The 16,138-nt window shown below is 40.7% G+C and carries 12 protein-coding genes; 1 reads left to right on the forward strand and 11 read right to left on the reverse strand.

The window, feature by feature from the left end:
• Positions 1 to 192 precede the first annotated feature (192 nt).
• Complete coding sequence (locus G596_RS0101585) at positions 193 to 1,035, forward strand: glycerophosphodiester phosphodiesterase family protein (RefSeq protein ID WP_022760076.1); 843 nt, start codon at positions 193 to 195, stop codon at positions 1,033 to 1,035.
• A gap of 22 nt (positions 1,036 to 1,057) precedes the next feature.
• Here the strand turns inward: G596_RS0101585 and G596_RS0101590 are convergent, their stop codons facing one another.
• The 11 genes from G596_RS0101590 to G596_RS0101645 form a co-directional block, all read right to left on the reverse strand.
• Positions 1,058 to 2,710 carry a putative polysaccharide biosynthesis protein gene (locus G596_RS0101590; protein ID WP_022760077.1) on the reverse strand — a complete coding sequence of 551 codons (1,653 nt, stop codon included), beginning with the start codon at positions 2,708 to 2,710 and terminating at the stop codon, positions 1,058 to 1,060.
• Positions 2,711 to 2,714: 4 nt separating this feature from the next.
• Complete coding sequence (gene glgA, locus G596_RS0101595; RefSeq protein WP_022760078.1) at positions 2,715 to 4,160, reverse strand: glycogen synthase GlgA; 1,446 nt, start codon at positions 4,158 to 4,160, stop codon at positions 2,715 to 2,717.
• A 42-nt stretch (positions 4,161 to 4,202) separates the two neighbouring features.
• A complete protein-coding gene (gene trpS, locus G596_RS0101600) occupies positions 4,203 to 5,297 on the reverse strand; it encodes a tryptophan--tRNA ligase (RefSeq protein WP_022760079.1) in 1,095 nt (364 codons plus the stop codon).
• 51 nt (positions 5,298 to 5,348) lie between these two features.
• On the reverse strand, positions 5,349 to 6,518 hold the full coding sequence (locus G596_RS0101605; protein WP_022760080.1) for a cobalt-precorrin-5B (C(1))-methyltransferase: 1,170 nt from the start codon (positions 6,516 to 6,518) through the stop codon (positions 5,349 to 5,351).
• A gap of 534 nt (positions 6,519 to 7,052) precedes the next feature.
• Positions 7,053 to 8,624, reverse strand: a complete 1,572-nt coding sequence (rho, locus tag G596_RS0101615) for a transcription termination factor Rho (protein ID WP_022760082.1) — start codon at positions 8,622 to 8,624, stop codon at positions 7,053 to 7,055.
• A 193-nt stretch (positions 8,625 to 8,817) separates the two neighbouring features.
• Positions 8,818 to 9,117: a hypothetical protein gene (locus G596_RS0101620; protein WP_022760083.1), complete on the reverse strand. Its 300-nt coding sequence runs from the start codon at positions 9,115 to 9,117 to the stop codon at positions 8,818 to 8,820.
• 91 nt (positions 9,118 to 9,208) lie between these two features.
• The gene (locus G596_RS0101625; RefSeq protein WP_022760084.1) at positions 9,209 to 10,120 is read right to left on the reverse strand and encodes an SPFH domain-containing protein; all 912 of its coding nucleotides are present in this window, start codon (positions 10,118 to 10,120) and stop codon (positions 9,209 to 9,211) included.
• A 24-nt stretch (positions 10,121 to 10,144) separates the two neighbouring features.
• Positions 10,145 to 10,567 (reverse strand): NfeD family protein, encoded by a 423-nt coding sequence (locus G596_RS0101630; protein WP_022760085.1) that lies wholly within the window; start codon positions 10,565 to 10,567, stop codon positions 10,145 to 10,147.
• A 68-nt stretch (positions 10,568 to 10,635) separates the two neighbouring features.
• The gene (locus G596_RS0101635; RefSeq protein ID WP_022760086.1) at positions 10,636 to 13,212 is read right to left on the reverse strand and encodes an ABC transporter substrate-binding protein; all 2,577 of its coding nucleotides are present in this window, start codon (positions 13,210 to 13,212) and stop codon (positions 10,636 to 10,638) included.
• A 43-nt stretch (positions 13,213 to 13,255) separates the two neighbouring features.
• Positions 13,256 to 14,473, reverse strand: coding sequence for an ABC transporter permease (locus G596_RS0101640; RefSeq protein ID WP_022760087.1), 1,218 nt, complete (start codon positions 14,471 to 14,473; stop codon positions 13,256 to 13,258).
• Entirely contained in the window at positions 14,470 to 16,137 is a 1,668-nt protein-coding gene (locus tag G596_RS0101645) for an HlyD family efflux transporter periplasmic adaptor subunit (RefSeq protein WP_022760088.1), read from the reverse strand. Before G596_RS0101645 ends, G596_RS0101640 begins: the two co-directional genes overlap by 4 nt.
• Position 16,138: the final 1 nt, after the last annotated feature.

Genomic DNA, 16,138 nt, shown 5'->3' on the forward strand with positions numbered 1-16,138 from the left:
CAGGTATTGAAAAACCAAAGAGATGTAAACAAGAGTAAAAACGGTATTGATAATAATAATGTTAAAAACAGGTATTTTATTATATTTCTTTTCTTCACGACAGTTCCTTAAATGTTATAATTATTTTTGGTTTCACCAAACTACAATATTTTAGCATAATAAGCCCTAACAAACTATAAGGATTCACTACTTATGTTCATTACATCATTCAAAAAAATGAAGCTGAATATCGTACTTATCATGGCAGTTACTCTGTCACTTTTTTTATCTGCATGTTCTTCAGGCAAGGTTTCTGACAACATAGAAGCCATGCGCAGTTTTTTTTTAGAGAATAAATATATTATCCATGCATGTGGTTTTGTAAGTGATGATGAGGGCACTTTATACGATTATACGAATTCAAAGGAAGCTCTTGAAAACAGTCTCTTAGCAGGAAACAGAATTATCGAGGTCGATTTTCATTACACCAGTGATGGCACCCTTGTCTGCGGTAAGGCCTGGGGAGATCTCTACCTTGACGGCAAACAGATGACTCCCGGTGAAGCTCCGACGCTTTCAGATTATCTTCAGTGCAAAATACTGGATAAATTCACTGTTCTTACTTTTGAAGACATCGCAAATTATATGCGTGAATATACGGATATGGTTGTTGTCACTGATACAAAAGAAACAAATATTGAAACATATAAAATGATAGCCTCTTCCTATCCCGATCTCACAGACAGATTTGTCGTTCAGATATATCATGCGTCAGAATATGATGCAGTAAAAAAAGCCGGTTTCCCTTATATCATCTATACCTTATATGAAACTGATGATAGCGAACGGACAGAAGAAGCACTTTTAAAAGCATCTAAAAAGCCTCTTGTCGGCTTTACTTTTCATACAGACCTAACTTTCGATGATGAATTTATGAGAATCATGAAAGAGACAAATACTCCGCTTTTTGTACATACGGTTAATGATGATGAACAAATAAAAAAATACCTGAGCGAAGGAATCTCAGGTATTTATACCGATCGTACAGATCTATAGCCTTCCCCTTTTGGAAAAGGGATTAACTTTTCATAATATGTACCTTCTTCAGAAGGCCTACCAATGTATGACCCTTAGGGAAGGATTTAAGCTCTTCTTCAGTAACCGCATTCGTTCTTACCATTCCTACTGCATATATAATTACTGCTACAAAAACAGCAATCATAACAGCAAATAGGTTTACAAAATAGTCACGTGAAATAAACTTTTCGAATAAGAGCTTAAACAGCTCATACACTCCCCACGCAACTGTTCCCATTACGGCAGATACCCCTGCAGGGAGCAGATACATCTTCATAATATCCTGTTTAACGTTAAGCACTTTTGAAATTGAATGTTCATTCAAAACACACATCAAAAATGAATAAGTTATAGTCACGATAGCAAGAGCCTTATTTCCAAGATTTGTGAAAAGAAGGAGTACCACAAGCAGTGCCGTCTGAACAATAAGAGCAAAGGTAGCATTTAAAACCGGTGCGTTCACCCTTCCTATACCTTGCAAAATTGCATTGCTAACTGTTGATAGCGAATAAAAAACAACAGTAACAGCAAGCATCTGCATTAAAAATCCAGCCTCATGTATAGTCGCCCTTTGCGGAAACAGAAGCATAATTATAGGATCAGCAAGGGCAAAAAGTCCAACTGCGGAAGGAATAGCTATCATATTGATCATACGATATACCTTCTCAACAAGCGCTTCTGTTCTTTCATAGTTCTTTTGCGCAAAGTAAGTTGATATGCTCGGCATAATTGTTGCCGCAGTAGCTGCCGCGATCGATATCGGGAAATTTGCTATCACCACCGCTTTTTGTGAAAAAACGCCATATCTAGTGACTACCTCATTGTGAGGAATATTCTTGCTATAGGTCATTATCTTTGAAAAAAGCGTGGAATTCATTGTAGTTGATAAATTATATATAGCAGTACTCAAAATAAAAGGCGTAACTATCATAATAATCAGTCTGAATATCTCTTTATACTGCATATTCTCATGATGATCATGAATTACTTTTCTGTTTATATAATCCTTATTGATACTGTATACAAAATACATAAATATCAGTGCTATAACCACACCGGACCCTGTTCCAAGTGAGCTTCCTATTGCACCATACATGGCTCTGGTAGAATCATCGCTTCCTTTCGAAATAGCAAATTTCACAAGAAAATAAGCTGCTCCCACAGAAACAAAAGCATTCAAAAATTGCTCAACTAGCTGCGATACACTTGTTGGCACCATCGTTCTGTGAGCCTGAAAGTATCCTCGCAAAACTCCAAGAGGTCCGAATATTAAAATTACAGGTGCAAAAAACCTGAGAACCGGAATTGAATATCCGTCTACAAGAAACGGCGCCCCAAAGAAGACAAAAAGACTTCCAATCCCACCGACTACGCACACATAAATAAGCGCACAGTGAAAAATCCGCTGTGCGTTGCGATACTCGTGTACAGCAAGCTTCTGCGATATGATTTTACTCATGGCAGAAGGTATGCTGTACGCCGAAATCAACAATACAATTGAATAAATATTGTAAGCCGTACTGTAATATCCATTGCCCTCATCACCAATAATTCCGGTAAGAGGAGCACGGTATAATAGACCGATAATTCTTGATATTATTCCGGCAGTTGCAAGGACACTTCCCTGCACAATCATGTTTTTCTTTTTGCTCATATTATTACGGTCTAAGCCAATCGTACATCTCCTGATATTTGGATGCCGAAACCTCCCATGAGAAGTTGGCAGCCATTGCACGATCAATCATCTTGTTCCATTCACGCTTGTTGTCATAGTATACTCTCTCAGCTTCGCGAACAGTACGCATCATCTCATGCGCGTTGTAATTAAGGAATCCGAAGCCTGTACCCTTGCTCTCATACTGATTGTAAGGTTCAACGGTATCGGTAAGTCCTCCGGTCTGTCTGACAATCGGAATAGAACCATATCTAAGCGCCATCAGCTGTGAAAGTCCGCAGGGCTCAAACAGCGAAGGCATAAGGAAAGCATCAGATGCTGCATAAATCTTATGTGACAAAGGATTGGAATAAAAAATATTCGCAGAAACCTTCTCCGGGAACTTCCATGCAAAGTGACGGAACATATTCTCATACTGTTCTTCACCTGTTCCGAGAACAACTATCTGAATTGCATCCTGACAGAGCTCATCCAGAACATAAGCTATAAGGTCAAAGCCCTTCTGATCGGTAAGTCTTGAAATAATACCGATCAACATTGTCTTATCATCCTCGGGAAGTCCAAGCTCTCTCTGGAGTGCTCTCTTATTCTTCACCTTCTCCTTGCGGAAATTGATTGCATTATAAGGATAATCCAGGAACTTATCTGTCTCGGGATTGAATTCCGTATAATCAATACCATTGACAATACCGCGAAGATCATTGGTTCTGGCTCTCAATAGACCATCTAGACCTTCTCCGTAAAACTCGGTTTTAATTTCTTCAGCATAAGTACTGCTGACGGTTGTGATCGCATCAGCATATACGATACCGCCCTTAAGCAGGTTGGCATCCTTGTAATATCCAAGCTTATCGGGTGTGAAGTAATAATCCGGAAGTCCTGTGATATCCTGAACATCCTTTGCATCCCATTTACCCTGGAATTTCAGGTTATGAATTGTCATTATAGACTTTATGCCACGGAAAAATTCATTACCCTGGAATCTCTCCTTAAGGTAAACCGGGATAAGACCTGTCTGCCAGTCGTGGCAATGAATTATATCAGGTCTGAATCCTATAACCGGAAGAATTGAAAGCGCAGCCTTGCTGAAATATGCAAACTTCTCAATCTCCCAGATAACATCTCCGCTATAGGGAGCCATTCCGTTAAAGAAATACTCATTATCTATAAAGTAGTACTTTATGCCTTCAACCTCAGCATAAAAGATTCCCACATACTCGCTCTTCCAGTGAAAATCCATGTAAAAATTCGAAACATATTCGAGCTTATCCTTCATCTCCTGTGCCATACAGGTATATTTCGGGAGGATAACTCTGACATCGAAATACTTCTTATCAATGTCCTTAGGCAGAGAGCCAACAACATCTGCAAGTCCGCCGGTTTTAATAAATGGTACGCCTTCTGATGCAACAAATAGAATGTTCTTCATGTAGTGCCTCCATCATTTGGAAGATTTTTTATTAACAGGCGATCAGTCTTCTGTCACCTGATATTTCGCAGACTGCATAGCTATAAGCTCTTCATCTGAGAAATAATCGATTTTCATAGCCTTCTTAACGTCACTGAGAGTCTGTGCTGCAACCTCTTCTGCAACTTCCGAGCCCTTCTTGATAACGTCATATACATACGGAATATCCTTCTGGAATTCCTCTCTGCGCTTTCTGATAGGCTCAAGCTCGGACTGGAGGACATTGTTAAGGAACTTCTTAACCTTAACATCTCCTAGACCACCTCTCTTGTAGTGAGCCTTCATCTCATCGAGATTTGCATAATCGGGAGCAAACTCAGCAAAATGCTCATCCTTTGCAAATGCATCAAGATAAATAAATACCGGATTGTTCTCAACTTCGCCCGGGTCCTCAACGCGAAGGTGATTGGGATCTGTGAACATTCCCATTACCTTCTTTTTTATCATCTCCGGTGACTCTGAAAGGTAAATACAGTTTCCAAGTGATTTGCTCATCTTAGCTGTTCCGTCGGTACCCGGAAGACGAAGACAAGCTGCATTATCCGGAAGCAGGATGTTCGGCTCAACAAGCGCTTCACCGTATACTGAATTGAATTTTCTTACAATTTCTCTGCACTGCTCAATCATTGGCTCCTGATCCTCTCCAACGGGAACAGTTGTAGCCTTAAATGCGGTAATATCAGCAGCCTGGCTTATTGGATATGTGAAAAATCCAACCGGAATGCTTGTTTCAAAATTTCTCATCTGTATTTCAGACTTTACTGTGGGATTTCTCTGAAGTCTGGATACTGTAACAAGATTCATGTAATAGAATGTAAGCTCTGTAAGTTCAGGTATCTGTGACTGTACAAAAAGCGTGCTCTTTGCGGGATCAAGACCTACCGCGAGATAATCGAGCGCAACCTCAATAACATTCTGTCTCACCTTCTCGGGATTCTCGGCATTGTCTGTAAGAGCCTGAGCATCCGCGATCATAATGAAAATATCATCAAACTCCCCTGAATTCTGGAGTTCCACTCTCCTTCTGAGTGAACCGACATAATGACCGACATGAAGCTTCCCCGTCGGGCGATCGCCGGTAAGTATAACTTTGCGCATAACTTTTTCCATCTCCTTAAAATATATAATTAAATATTATATCAAAAAACCTTATTTTTTTATAGATAGTGCAAACTGTTCTCTGCTAACACATGCAATAACATCTCCGATATCGGGAGTCTGTCCCAGAATGCCGTAATCCTGATGAATCGGAATAACTCCAAACTTCATAGCTTTACCGCCGATTCTGTTCTGAACATAATCGCCTATCTTCACACAGATACTTTGCATTACCGCATCACGGATTCCCCATTCCGTGAGCTTTGCGAGCATCTGATCCGTGGTTGCCAGATCCTGAAGGATTCTGGCCTGGGATATAGTTCCACCCGCTAATACCGTATGAAGTGAAAATACTTCTCGCCTTCCGTCAGCATTCCAGGTATGAGTATCCATAATACCCGCAGCCAGTCTGATAAGCTTTGAAGCATTTCCGACAAGCAGGAAATTTTCCATTCCAACCATTGCTGCCATATCAAGTGTGTCACCTATGTAGTTTCTGCATCTTATGCAGTGCGCCATTGATATATGGGTATTATCCTGTATATATTTATGTCCTGCATTACCCGGAACCGCAATAACATTCCTTATCCCGGATTCATATTGCTCCTGGATAGCACCTGCGATTTCCGATAGAACATCGTCCTGTGAAGTTCTGGCAACGGAACCGTTACCCCCGGTAATACTAAACTGCAATGAGCTGTTATTATACGATATGGCAGAAACCGTTATTTTAATAAGCGGCATTATATCCGCAAAATGGATCGCATCCGCAACAGCCTCAAAAATTACATCTCTCGCTTCCTTATCAATATTCGCAAATCCGGCAGGTACTCCATGCTCAGCAGCAGTAAGCCTGCTTATACCTTCCCCGCCATCAAGATACAGATTAATATATTCCGGTTTTATATATATATCATCCGGAATATCCGTCATCTTCCTTACACGCTCAACCGTCACATGAACTTCCGAAGCACCGGAAAGCCCCTGAATATTTACATTGCCGATAACAACACAGAATTCACGAAGCGCATGGTTTTCAGGATGCGGAATAAAGCGAACGGGAACATTGACCGGTCTGCCATCATCAGTATGAAATTCTATAGACTCGTAACTAATACGCAAAAGTAGCGACGAAGCAGCAGCTTTTGCTGCCACCGCAGCAATCGCTCCCCCGGATAATGAAGAAATATTTGAAAAAACGTTCATGCCTTTTTGAATCATTGATTTCCCCCCAGGCGGTGTTCGTTTATTAGTCATTTTTATAAAAATAGTATAACATGTTTTACTCTAAGGCGCTTTATTATTGGAGAATTCTTTTATATTTACTCGTCATTATAGACACATAATATTCTAAAATTCGTTCGTGATTAGATATAATTTCGAATTATTTTATATTTAGTTTATGAATTGTCCATATTCTGTACAAATTTACTCTTTACTATAAATTTAACAGGAGTTAGAACTTCTGACTCCCCCAACAAAACTTTTTTCATACCGGGTTGTCGGGTTCCCCACCTGACAACCCCTCCTCCCAAAAAACGCCCCGGCGTTTATTTTTTTGGAATGATACGGGAGGGGATGCGGATGTGTTAGGCCAAAACGGCCTCCTTGATAATCGTACGATTGTAGAAAAACAAATTTCTATATTGCATACAAAAACAGAAAGAGAGCTTAATATATTGGATTTAAACCGATTATGCGTATTTTGCAACGAGGTTTAAAGACAATATATTAAGCTCTCTTTCGTCATGTATATCAATATCTTGAAATCTGTTTTTCTACAAGTCGTACGAATTCCTGGTTGGTGCGGGTTTTGGAGAACATGTTTATGCACTGGTCTACAGCTTCGTCTGCCTTCATGCCGTTGAAGCCCTTGCGAAGTGCATTAACTGCTGCGAGTTCTTCGGGCTTGAGAAGCAGATCTTCACGTCTGGTACTGGACTTGGGAATATTGATAGCAGGGAATATTCTCTTCTCCTGCATCTTTCTGTCGAGAACCATTTCCATGTTACCTGTTCCCTTGAATTCCTCATATATAACATCGTCCATCTTGGAACCTGTCTCTACAAGTGCTGTAGCAAGGATTGTAAGACTTCCGCCCTGTCTCATGTTTCTTGCTGCGCCGAAGAATCTCTTGGGCATATGAAGAGCCGCCGGATCAAGACCTCCGGAAAGTGTTCTTCCTGACGGAGGAACTACAATATTATATGCTCTTGTAAGTCTTGTAATTGAATCAAGAAGAATCATAACGTCCTTGTTGTGCTCAACAAGTCGCTTAGCACGCTCGATAACCATCTCGGATACTCTCTTATGATGCTCCGGAAGCTCGTCGAAGGTTGAATAGATAACCTCTGCATTAGGTCCCTCAATACTCTCCTTGATATCCGTAACTTCCTCAGGACGCTCGTCTATGAGAAGAACTATAAGGTGAATATCGGGATTACTTCTCTTTACAGAAAGAGCAACATCTTTAAGAAGTGTTGTCTTTCCTGCCTTAGGAGGTGAAACAATCATTCCACGCTGTCCTTTACCGATAGGCGAGATCATATCCATGATTCTCATTGCTATCGTGCAGCCGGGATGTTCAAGAACAATCTGCTGATTCGGGAAAATGGGGGTCATCTTTTCAAAATCCCATCTGCCCATAGCAACTTCGGGCTTATAGCCGTTTATTGAATTAAGCTGGAGCAGTGCTCCGAACTTATCGTTTTCCTTTTTCTGTCTGGCAATACCTTTAAGAATATCACCGGTTTTGAGATTATACTTTCTTATCATACCCGGAGCAACATAAACATCGTTCTCACCGGGAAGATAATTCTCGCATCTGATAAATCCAAAACCATCCTGCATTACTTCAAGAATACCGTCTGCTTCTATTCCATTGGCAATTTCAGCCTCATCGGCAGGAGTTTCCTTTTTTGCGTAGGATTCCTGGGATTCTGAAGAAGACTTTTGTTCCTTATTCTCAGCGGGCTTTGCCTCGTTAGAATTCTTATCTGGAGCCTTTTTCTCTGCAGGCTTCTTATCTGCTCCGTCATTTCTGCTGTTATCGGCAATAATAACCTTCTTCTTGCCGGGCTTTTTTTGTGCAGGTTTATCGTTTGATTCATTTGCACTTTTTGCAGGCTTCTTTTCTGCTCCCTTTGTCTCAGCTTCTTTTGCCTCAGCTGCCTTTGCCTTAGCTTCCTCAGCCTGCTGTTTCTCATAGAGCTCCAAAAGAGCATCAATGAGTTCAGATTTCTTCATTGTTGTAACACTCTTAATTCCATTCTGCTTTGCAAGATCGCGAAGGGACGCAAGTGTTAGTGTCTCTAATTTTTCTCTCAAATTTAATTCCTTTCTTATAAATTAAAATTATAAAAAACAATTGGAAAAAGTAATCGAAAACTTAAAAATTAAGTCTGATTGTCGATAAGCTAATGCTTCAAGATAAAAACTACCTTCGACTAAACATCACAATACATCATAAAATAAGAAATATCAATAGAAATTTTTTTAAGATTTTATTAAATAAGGGGAATTATTCATTCCCCTTACCACTGTCTATCATAATACCGATAGCTTCTTTTGCAACCTCATACAGAGTAGCCATCTGTTTTGCGCCTTCATCATCCATTTCGGCAAGCTTATTGTACTGTGAAGTAAAATAGTTTTTTGCCTGAATGACTGTCGCACTCGATATAACTCTGCCGTTACTCATAATTGTACCGGTCTCGGAATTATATCTTCCGGTTGTTGTTTTAAATTTTTGTGCATCGCCCATTCCCATGGATTGTGCGAGCGAGTGAATAAGTGCTTCTCTTCCCTTATTATCTGCCATAGTAATCCCCTCATCCGTCAGCTGCGCTGACGCCTTCCCCTACAAGGGGAAGGCTATGATAATAAAATAGTTATTCTCACAAAATATCAGATTACTTCGCTACAACTTCCTTGATAGATTCAGCGAGACCTGCTACGCCTGCGATACTGCTGGGTACAATAATCTTTGTAGCCTGTCCGTTTGCGGCCTTCTCAAAAGCTTCGAGACTCTTAATTGTAAGAACAGACTCGTCAGCACCGGCATCCTTAAGCATCTGGATACCATCAGCATTAGCCTTCTGGACGCTTCTAATAGCCTCTGCTTTACCTTCAGCTTCTCTGATCTGCTTCTCCTTCTCGGCCTCAGCCTTGAGGATTGTTGCCTGCTTATCAGCCTCTGCCTGAAGAATCTTACTCTGCTTTTCACCCTCTGCAACTGTGATAGCTGACTGCTTCTCACCTTCTGCGAAGAGGATCTTTTCTCTCTTTTCACGCTCAGCCTTCATCTGCTTCTCCATGGCATCACGAATCTGCTCCGGAGGATTGATGTTCTTAAGCTCTACTCGTGTAATCTTAATACCCCAGGGATCTGTTGCTATATCAAGAGCATCCTGCATCTGAGCATTGATCTGGTCACGGCTGGTAAGTGTTTCATCAAGTGTAAGTGATCCGATTACATTACGAAGAGTTGTTGCTGTAAGATTTTCAATAGCTCCTATCGGATTTCTTACTCCGTATGCATAAGCCTTGGGATCAGAAATTCTAAAGAACACGATTGAGTCTATCTGCATTGTTACATTATCCTGAGTGATAACAGGCTGAGGCGGGAAATCACAGTACTGTTCCTTAAGATCAACCTTTCTTGCAATTCTGTCGATAAAAGGAACCATAAAGTGAAGACCGACATCCCAAGTTTCCTTGTATGCACCGAGACGCTCAACAATAAATGAGTGAGCCTGCGGTACAATCTTGATATTTAGTGCAATCAGAACAAGAATTAAAACGATGATAATAAATATTGGCATAACTTCTCCTCCTTCTTCATACCTTTAAGCTTTCTTTACGATAAGCTTATTGCCCTCAACTTTTTCAATAATAACTGTTTCCCCTGATGAAATATTAACCTCATCATCCATACTTCTTGCGTTCCAGGTAGTCCCATCAAGAATCACGGCGCCTGTCTCCTTGATATTGTCTATATCCTTGGAGACAGTAACCTTTCTTCCGGGAACCGCATCGATGTTGGTCTTAACAATTCTTCCGCCAAGCAGTCTTACCGATACCGGTCTTACCAAAAGCAACATGACAATTGAAACCAGAATAAAAACCACTATCTGCAGCGGAACCGAAAAACCGAGCACAGCCATAATAAATGCTGCCAAAGCTCCGATTGCAAACCATATGGTGGAAAGCCCCTGTGTCAATATTTCAAAAACAGCTAATATTACGGTAAGTATCAGCCAAAATATCATAGGCGACACTCCAAATAACGTATTGTACATGTCAGTCACCCCACTTTATCATACAAAGAAGCTTATTATCAGCTTATCTCGTTTACATAAATCTGTACACGGCTCTGAATGATATCAGCAACCTCCGCAGCAGTCTTCTGTCCGCTGAAGTATGCCGCTGCCTCTTCAAAGATAATGCTTGTTACAGCTTCATTTGCATTTCCTACCTGATCGATGCTATTAAGGAAGTTCAGCACCTCATTTACCTCATCATCAGTCATAGGATCAACAATTACCTCTGTATCTCCAACATACCAGGTATCATCATATTCAACTTCCTTGCCATTCTCATCGATATATGTAGGCTTCTTCTTAGCTTTCTCTGAAAGCTCATCCATCTTTGTCATACTTACAGGCCAAGCACCGTCAATAGTTTTCTGATACTCGTCTGATAGGAAGTATCTCATGAATTCCCAACATCCGTCCTTAACCTTAGAACTTGAGCTCATGGTGAGCTGAAGGTTAGGATAAAGCGCGGAGCCACTTCCGTTATCTGAAGGGAAGCCTACTGTCTTAATGGGCTTACCGAAAGTACCCTTTGCCTCATAGTTATAATCAGAGAAAGCGTACAGATATAATCTCTCTGCAAGTGCCTTATCAGTTCTGTAAAGAGCTGCTGTCTCATAATTGTAATCATCTTCTGAAAGCTCCTCAGGGAACTCATTTACGAACTCAAGAAGATGTGTAAATGCCTCTGAATCATAGCTGCAGGTAAGAGTCGACCAGTCGATGTACTGTGAACCGGAAAGACTGAGAGCCATCTCAAGAACTTCATCTCTTGTAAGAGGTCCGAAAATATTCTTATGCTCGATATTCTTTGCCTTTACAAGCTTTTCAAGTTCATCGATAGTCCATGTATAATCATCATTTCCTACGTCGTCTGTAGCTGCAACAACTGTTTCAACATAGAAGCTGGGAATGAGCTTATACATCTTACCGTCATTCTTGAATGCTTCCATTACATGATCCATATACTTGACCTTGCTTAATTCTTCATCATTCTTGAAGTAATCTGTCATATCTTCAAAAAGTCCCTTTGAGATATAACTATCTACAGGCATATCGGAATCAAGAACAAGGATATCAGGTGCATTACCGGAAACAATGTCTGTGTTCAACTTGTTTGCACCACCTGACATCTCACTGTCAGAGTCATATTTTGAGTAATCACTTATTACAATACGATATTTATCATTTGTCTTATTGAACTTAATTATCTGCGCTCTTACATCATAATCGATATAGTTACAGCCAAGAACAATCTGCTGTCTTTCGCTTACAGTCTTGGGATCAACCTTTGTAAGATATGTAAGGTTATACTTCATATCTTCTGTAGGAATAAGTGCAATTATCTCGGTATCGGAAATTGCTACCATCTGAGATACACCGTAAGTATCAATATCCGAATCAACGAAATTGAGGATCATTGAAACCTTTTCATCACCGAGCTTATAGGTATAAATACCCTCGGAACCTGATGCAAAAAGATCATGGCTTCCTGCACCTGAATAAAATGAGTAGTCATAGAAAGTTGAATCTACAGTTCCAACCTCAGTGGCCTTCTCGCCCTTTAAATCAACTTTATAAAAAGTCTGTTCGGAACCATTTACAAGCGCACCGAAGCTTCCGTCACCCAGTTTATACACATATGCTGAAAAACCATACTCTGTGTCAGCATTATCAAAAGCGATATCAGCGGTCTTGCTTCCATCTGCAGTACTGTATTTATGAACTCCGTTTGTATCGGATACAAGTAGAGTATCATTATCAGCAGCAATAAAAGAATTCACATAATAATATGAATCGGTTGTAGAATCAATCTCCTGTCTCCATACTTCCGTACCGTTGTTGTCATACTTGACCATGTAATAAGTATCTGAATCAACATTACTTGAAGATGACATGTCAACTCCGGTATCTGTATCGGAGGGCATAATTACATCACCCTCACCGCCTTCAGATGAAGTAGTATTAGTATCTTCTGTAGCATCCTGGCTTGTAGAAGCTGCGTCATCGGATGTACCCTCTTCATCTGCTTCGGAATCATCGGAAAGAGCTTCTTCCTCATCCTCACCGGAATATTGTGTAACATCGTCTTCAACCGATTCGGAATCTTCAATCTCTATTGAGTTACCATCCTCAAGAATAATCGGAGAAGAACCATCCAACCCCTGATCAAATTCAAAATCACCGCCACCCATATAGCCTGCATATTGGACTTCAAGGGTATAAATTGAACCATCATCGGTAAGTGCTGCGTTATACAGCAGTAAATTTCCTGAATTTGCGAGATCAATAGTATTTAAGTTACTTCCGTCTTTATCAAAAGTGAAAACAGTAGTTTTATTGTTTCCCTCATCGGAAACAGCAGTTCCTACTGCATAAATCTTATCTCCGAATTTGCCGAGAGCCGAAATTGATGATGTATCAATGCTCTCTCCAAGGTCAATCGGATTATCCTTAAACACATAGGCAGAAGCATCATGACTTGCCTGTTCCTCGGTCGATCCTGTCTTTTTCTTACCGCAGCCGCATCCTGCCATAGTTACAGCCATAACTACAGCCATTGAAGCGCTGAGTATCCTTTTTAGATAAATTCTTCTCATTAAATATCCTCCTTGTTTATCCATAAAACAAACTGAAAAACCGTCAAAAATATTTCCACTTTTCGTTATGATATTTCATGTTTGATTCAAGATTGTACTTCCAGTCGGCAGCTTTTTCAACAAGCTGACCTACAGTCCATTTCCTGTGTCTGTAAGCCTGTACAACAACTATAGCTGCCATCAAAAACAAAACTACTGCGCAAACTATCTGAATAAGAAGAAGCACGGCCAGTATGTTTTCATAAGCCCTTGCATTATTCTCCCAATAGGGATAAATAACAGGCTTCGTCTGCATTCCTCTCATATTAAACTGTCCAATAAGCTTAAACAGATTAGGATCTTCGAATCTCGCGCTGTTATCAACAACCTCAACCTGGGTTGTATTAAGCGAGAGCTTCTCTATAACAAAATTAGCGGCATAGTTGTCTACGGTATTGGGCATAACAACTTCCATACAGACAATACCCTTGGCCTGTGTCTCAACATCAGAAGTGCCGCCTCCTTCCTCATCATCATTCTTGGATGCCACGTTGACCTTACCAAGAGAGCCGTCTGTCGAGAGAACGGAAGCATCGATTCTGCCATAGGTTGCAAGAGATTCAAATGACATAAAAATAGTAGGATATACCATACCGGCAGCCTTTACATATTTTCCGCTGTCCCTCTTTACAACACCTGCAATATAGTGAGGTACTCCTCCAAGTAAAATGGTCTCACCCACAATATCATTGGAGCCAAACAGCTGCCATGCAAGTTCCTCATCGAGAATTACATAATCCTTCATGACTATGTCACCGGTAAAATAGTTACCACTCATAACTCTCATCGGATGGAACTGAAAAAAGTCTCCTCCAACGCCGATACCAACTGCTGTTACAGATTTAAGGTCTCTCGTGATCTCTATGCTTCCCACAGCGCTGTAGCAGTAATTCCATACTGCACCGCCACCCTCTGTGCTGGCATCTGCTTCCTGAAGTCCGTCAGCAATAAGACCTTTATTGATCTTATAAGCATATTCGTTAACCGTATCGATACTTACACCCTGATTCTCGGAAAAGAACATGCTGACCTGACCGCATCTGGTATCCCCTGACCATCTGTTACCCATCATCTGATCATACTGATGTCTTGCCATGAAATCTTTTTGGACTCCTAAAGCAAAGATGATAAGCGCAAGCAGGACCATAACAACAAAATATATGATCTGTTTTAATTTCAGATTTTTGAAAAATCCTATAATACTTTCTTTTAATTTGTTCATGAATTATTAGCCAGTCTTACCTGATCACCGGATTTAATAGGAGCTGTCGCTGTAGTGATCACATACTCATCACCCTCAAGGCTGCCGCTTATAGCTGCAGTAGTATCATCAGATCCAAGCACCTCTACATCAACTCTTGCAGCAATATATCTGTTTCCGAGAGGACTGGACTTCGACTTTACTATAAGGATAAATTTACCGTTGGAGTCTTCTCTTACAGCTCCTGCAGGAATTGTAAGGTCATAGTTATCAGACTTCTGTCCAATCTGAAGACTTACTGACTGGCCGTTTTGTACTTCCGGACTTTCAATATTGAAAGTAAGAAGTTTCTTTGTATTAGGATTCTGCTGATCCGCAGTAATAGACTTAAGGGTTGCCTTAAAGTCTGTGTAGTACCATGCATTCTGAGGCTCAGCAATATCGCCAACCTTAAGGCGCTTTGCCTGATCCATGGTAACAGAGAAGCTTGTAACCATACCCTTGCCGTCAACCTGAATTGTTGCAACGGGATTCTCGGCATTGGTTGTCTCACCTGCTTTGAGGGCAAGCTCTGTTATTGTTCCGTCTACAGGCGCAGTTACGGTAGCACCGGTTGATTCCTTCTCAAGCTTCTCAACCGTTTCTCTCTGCTCAGCAATTGTATCTCTCTGAGAATCAAGTTCGATTTCCTTTGCTATCTCAGTAAGAAGCTCTGTTCTGTCTGTTGTTGCTCTCTCGAGCTCCTGAGCTGTCTTATTTTTTGTATCCTGAAGTGAAGCTGCCTTTCTCTGGTAGTCACTGTCAACCTGCCCTGCCTGGGTTGTCATCTGCGAAACATCTTTTGTACTATGTGCCTGCTCAATATTGAGCTGATCCTTCTCTTGATTAAGTGCATCAATAACTGAGTCATGATACCAGTACATTTTCTTTAATGATTCTAAATCTTTAATCTGAGTTCCTAATTTAGCCTTTTTAATTTGTGAATCAGTTTTATCAAGATACGCCTCAAGTCTGGCTTTTTCAGCTTCTTCTTCAGCAAGCTGTGTATCTATTTCAGTGATTCTTGCTGTAATCTCAGCTTCTCTGTACTGAGGCGTTGCCTCATCATAATTATACTGAGCCGCAGTATATGACTGTGCCTGAGACTGCGCATCAATTGTTGCCTGGGCTTCCTCATCAGCAAGCTTAGCAGCATCGTATCTGTCTGTTGCAGCCTTGAGCTTAGCCTGGAACTGATCCATTGTGAGAGTCTGACCGCCTCTGATACGATTTATGGCCTCATCTGAGAGATCACCTGAGAAAAGTGAAGTTTCATAAGTCTGTAAGAGCTCCTCCAGCTTTGTCTTAGCTTCCTGAAGCTCAGTTGATTCCTTATCTTCAAGGTTATAAATTACATCACCCTTTTTTACCTGGGCTCCAACCTCAACAGCAACGCTCTTTATTACGCGCTCCTGTGAAACCTTTACCGAATATGGATCCTTGGCTTCTACAGTACCGGTTCCTCTGATAACCGGTGAAATTGTTCCTTCCTGAATCTGCTGAATAGCAACCTCCGGAAGTGAAAAATTCATAATTGTGTTTGAGAAAAAAGTAAGCAATAACAGTATTGCCAGAAAGGCTATTGTTATATCCTTGATAATATCCTTTCTGCTTTTCTTTGGTCTCTCATTTCTAACTTCAGACATA

Origin of the sequence: Butyrivibrio sp. AD3002 (assembly GCF_000420905.1) — a bacterium.
Taxonomy (GTDB): Bacteria; Bacillota; Clostridia; order Lachnospirales; family Lachnospiraceae; genus Butyrivibrio.

Excerpts from the sequence above, each read along its gene's own strand:
- G596_RS0101590 (WP_022760077.1), bottom strand. The coding sequence starts at position 2,710 with ATGAGCAAAAAGAAAAACATGATTGTGCAGGGAAGTGTCCTTGCAACT.
- glgA (WP_022760078.1), bottom strand. The coding sequence starts at position 4,160 with ATGAAGAACATTCTATTTGTTGCATCAGAAGGCGTACCATTTATTAAA.
- G596_RS0101585 (WP_022760076.1), top strand. The coding sequence starts at position 193 with ATGTTCATTACATCATTCAAAAAAATGAAGCTGAATATCGTACTTATC.
- G596_RS0101635 (WP_022760086.1), bottom strand. The coding sequence starts at position 13,212 with ATGAGAAGAATTTATCTAAAAAGGATACTCAGCGCTTCAATGGCTGTA.
- G596_RS0101630 (WP_022760085.1), bottom strand. The coding sequence starts at position 10,567 with ATGATATTTTGGCTGATACTTACCGTAATATTAGCTGTTTTTGAAATA.
- G596_RS0101605 (WP_022760080.1), bottom strand. The coding sequence starts at position 6,518 with ATGATTCAAAAAGGCATGAACGTTTTTTCAAATATTTCTTCATTATCC.
- G596_RS0101640 (WP_022760087.1), bottom strand. The coding sequence starts at position 14,473 with ATGAACAAATTAAAAGAAAGTATTATAGGATTTTTCAAAAATCTGAAA.
- trpS (WP_022760079.1), bottom strand. The coding sequence starts at position 5,297 with ATGCGCAAAGTTATACTTACCGGCGATCGCCCGACGGGGAAGCTTCAT.
- G596_RS0101645 (WP_022760088.1), bottom strand. The coding sequence starts at position 16,137 with ATGTCTGAAGTTAGAAATGAGAGACCAAAGAAAAGCAGAAAGGATATT.
- G596_RS0101620 (WP_022760083.1), bottom strand. The coding sequence starts at position 9,117 with ATGGCAGATAATAAGGGAAGAGAAGCACTTATTCACTCGCTCGCACAA.
- G596_RS0101625 (WP_022760084.1), bottom strand. The coding sequence starts at position 10,120 with ATGCCAATATTTATTATCATCGTTTTAATTCTTGTTCTGATTGCACTA.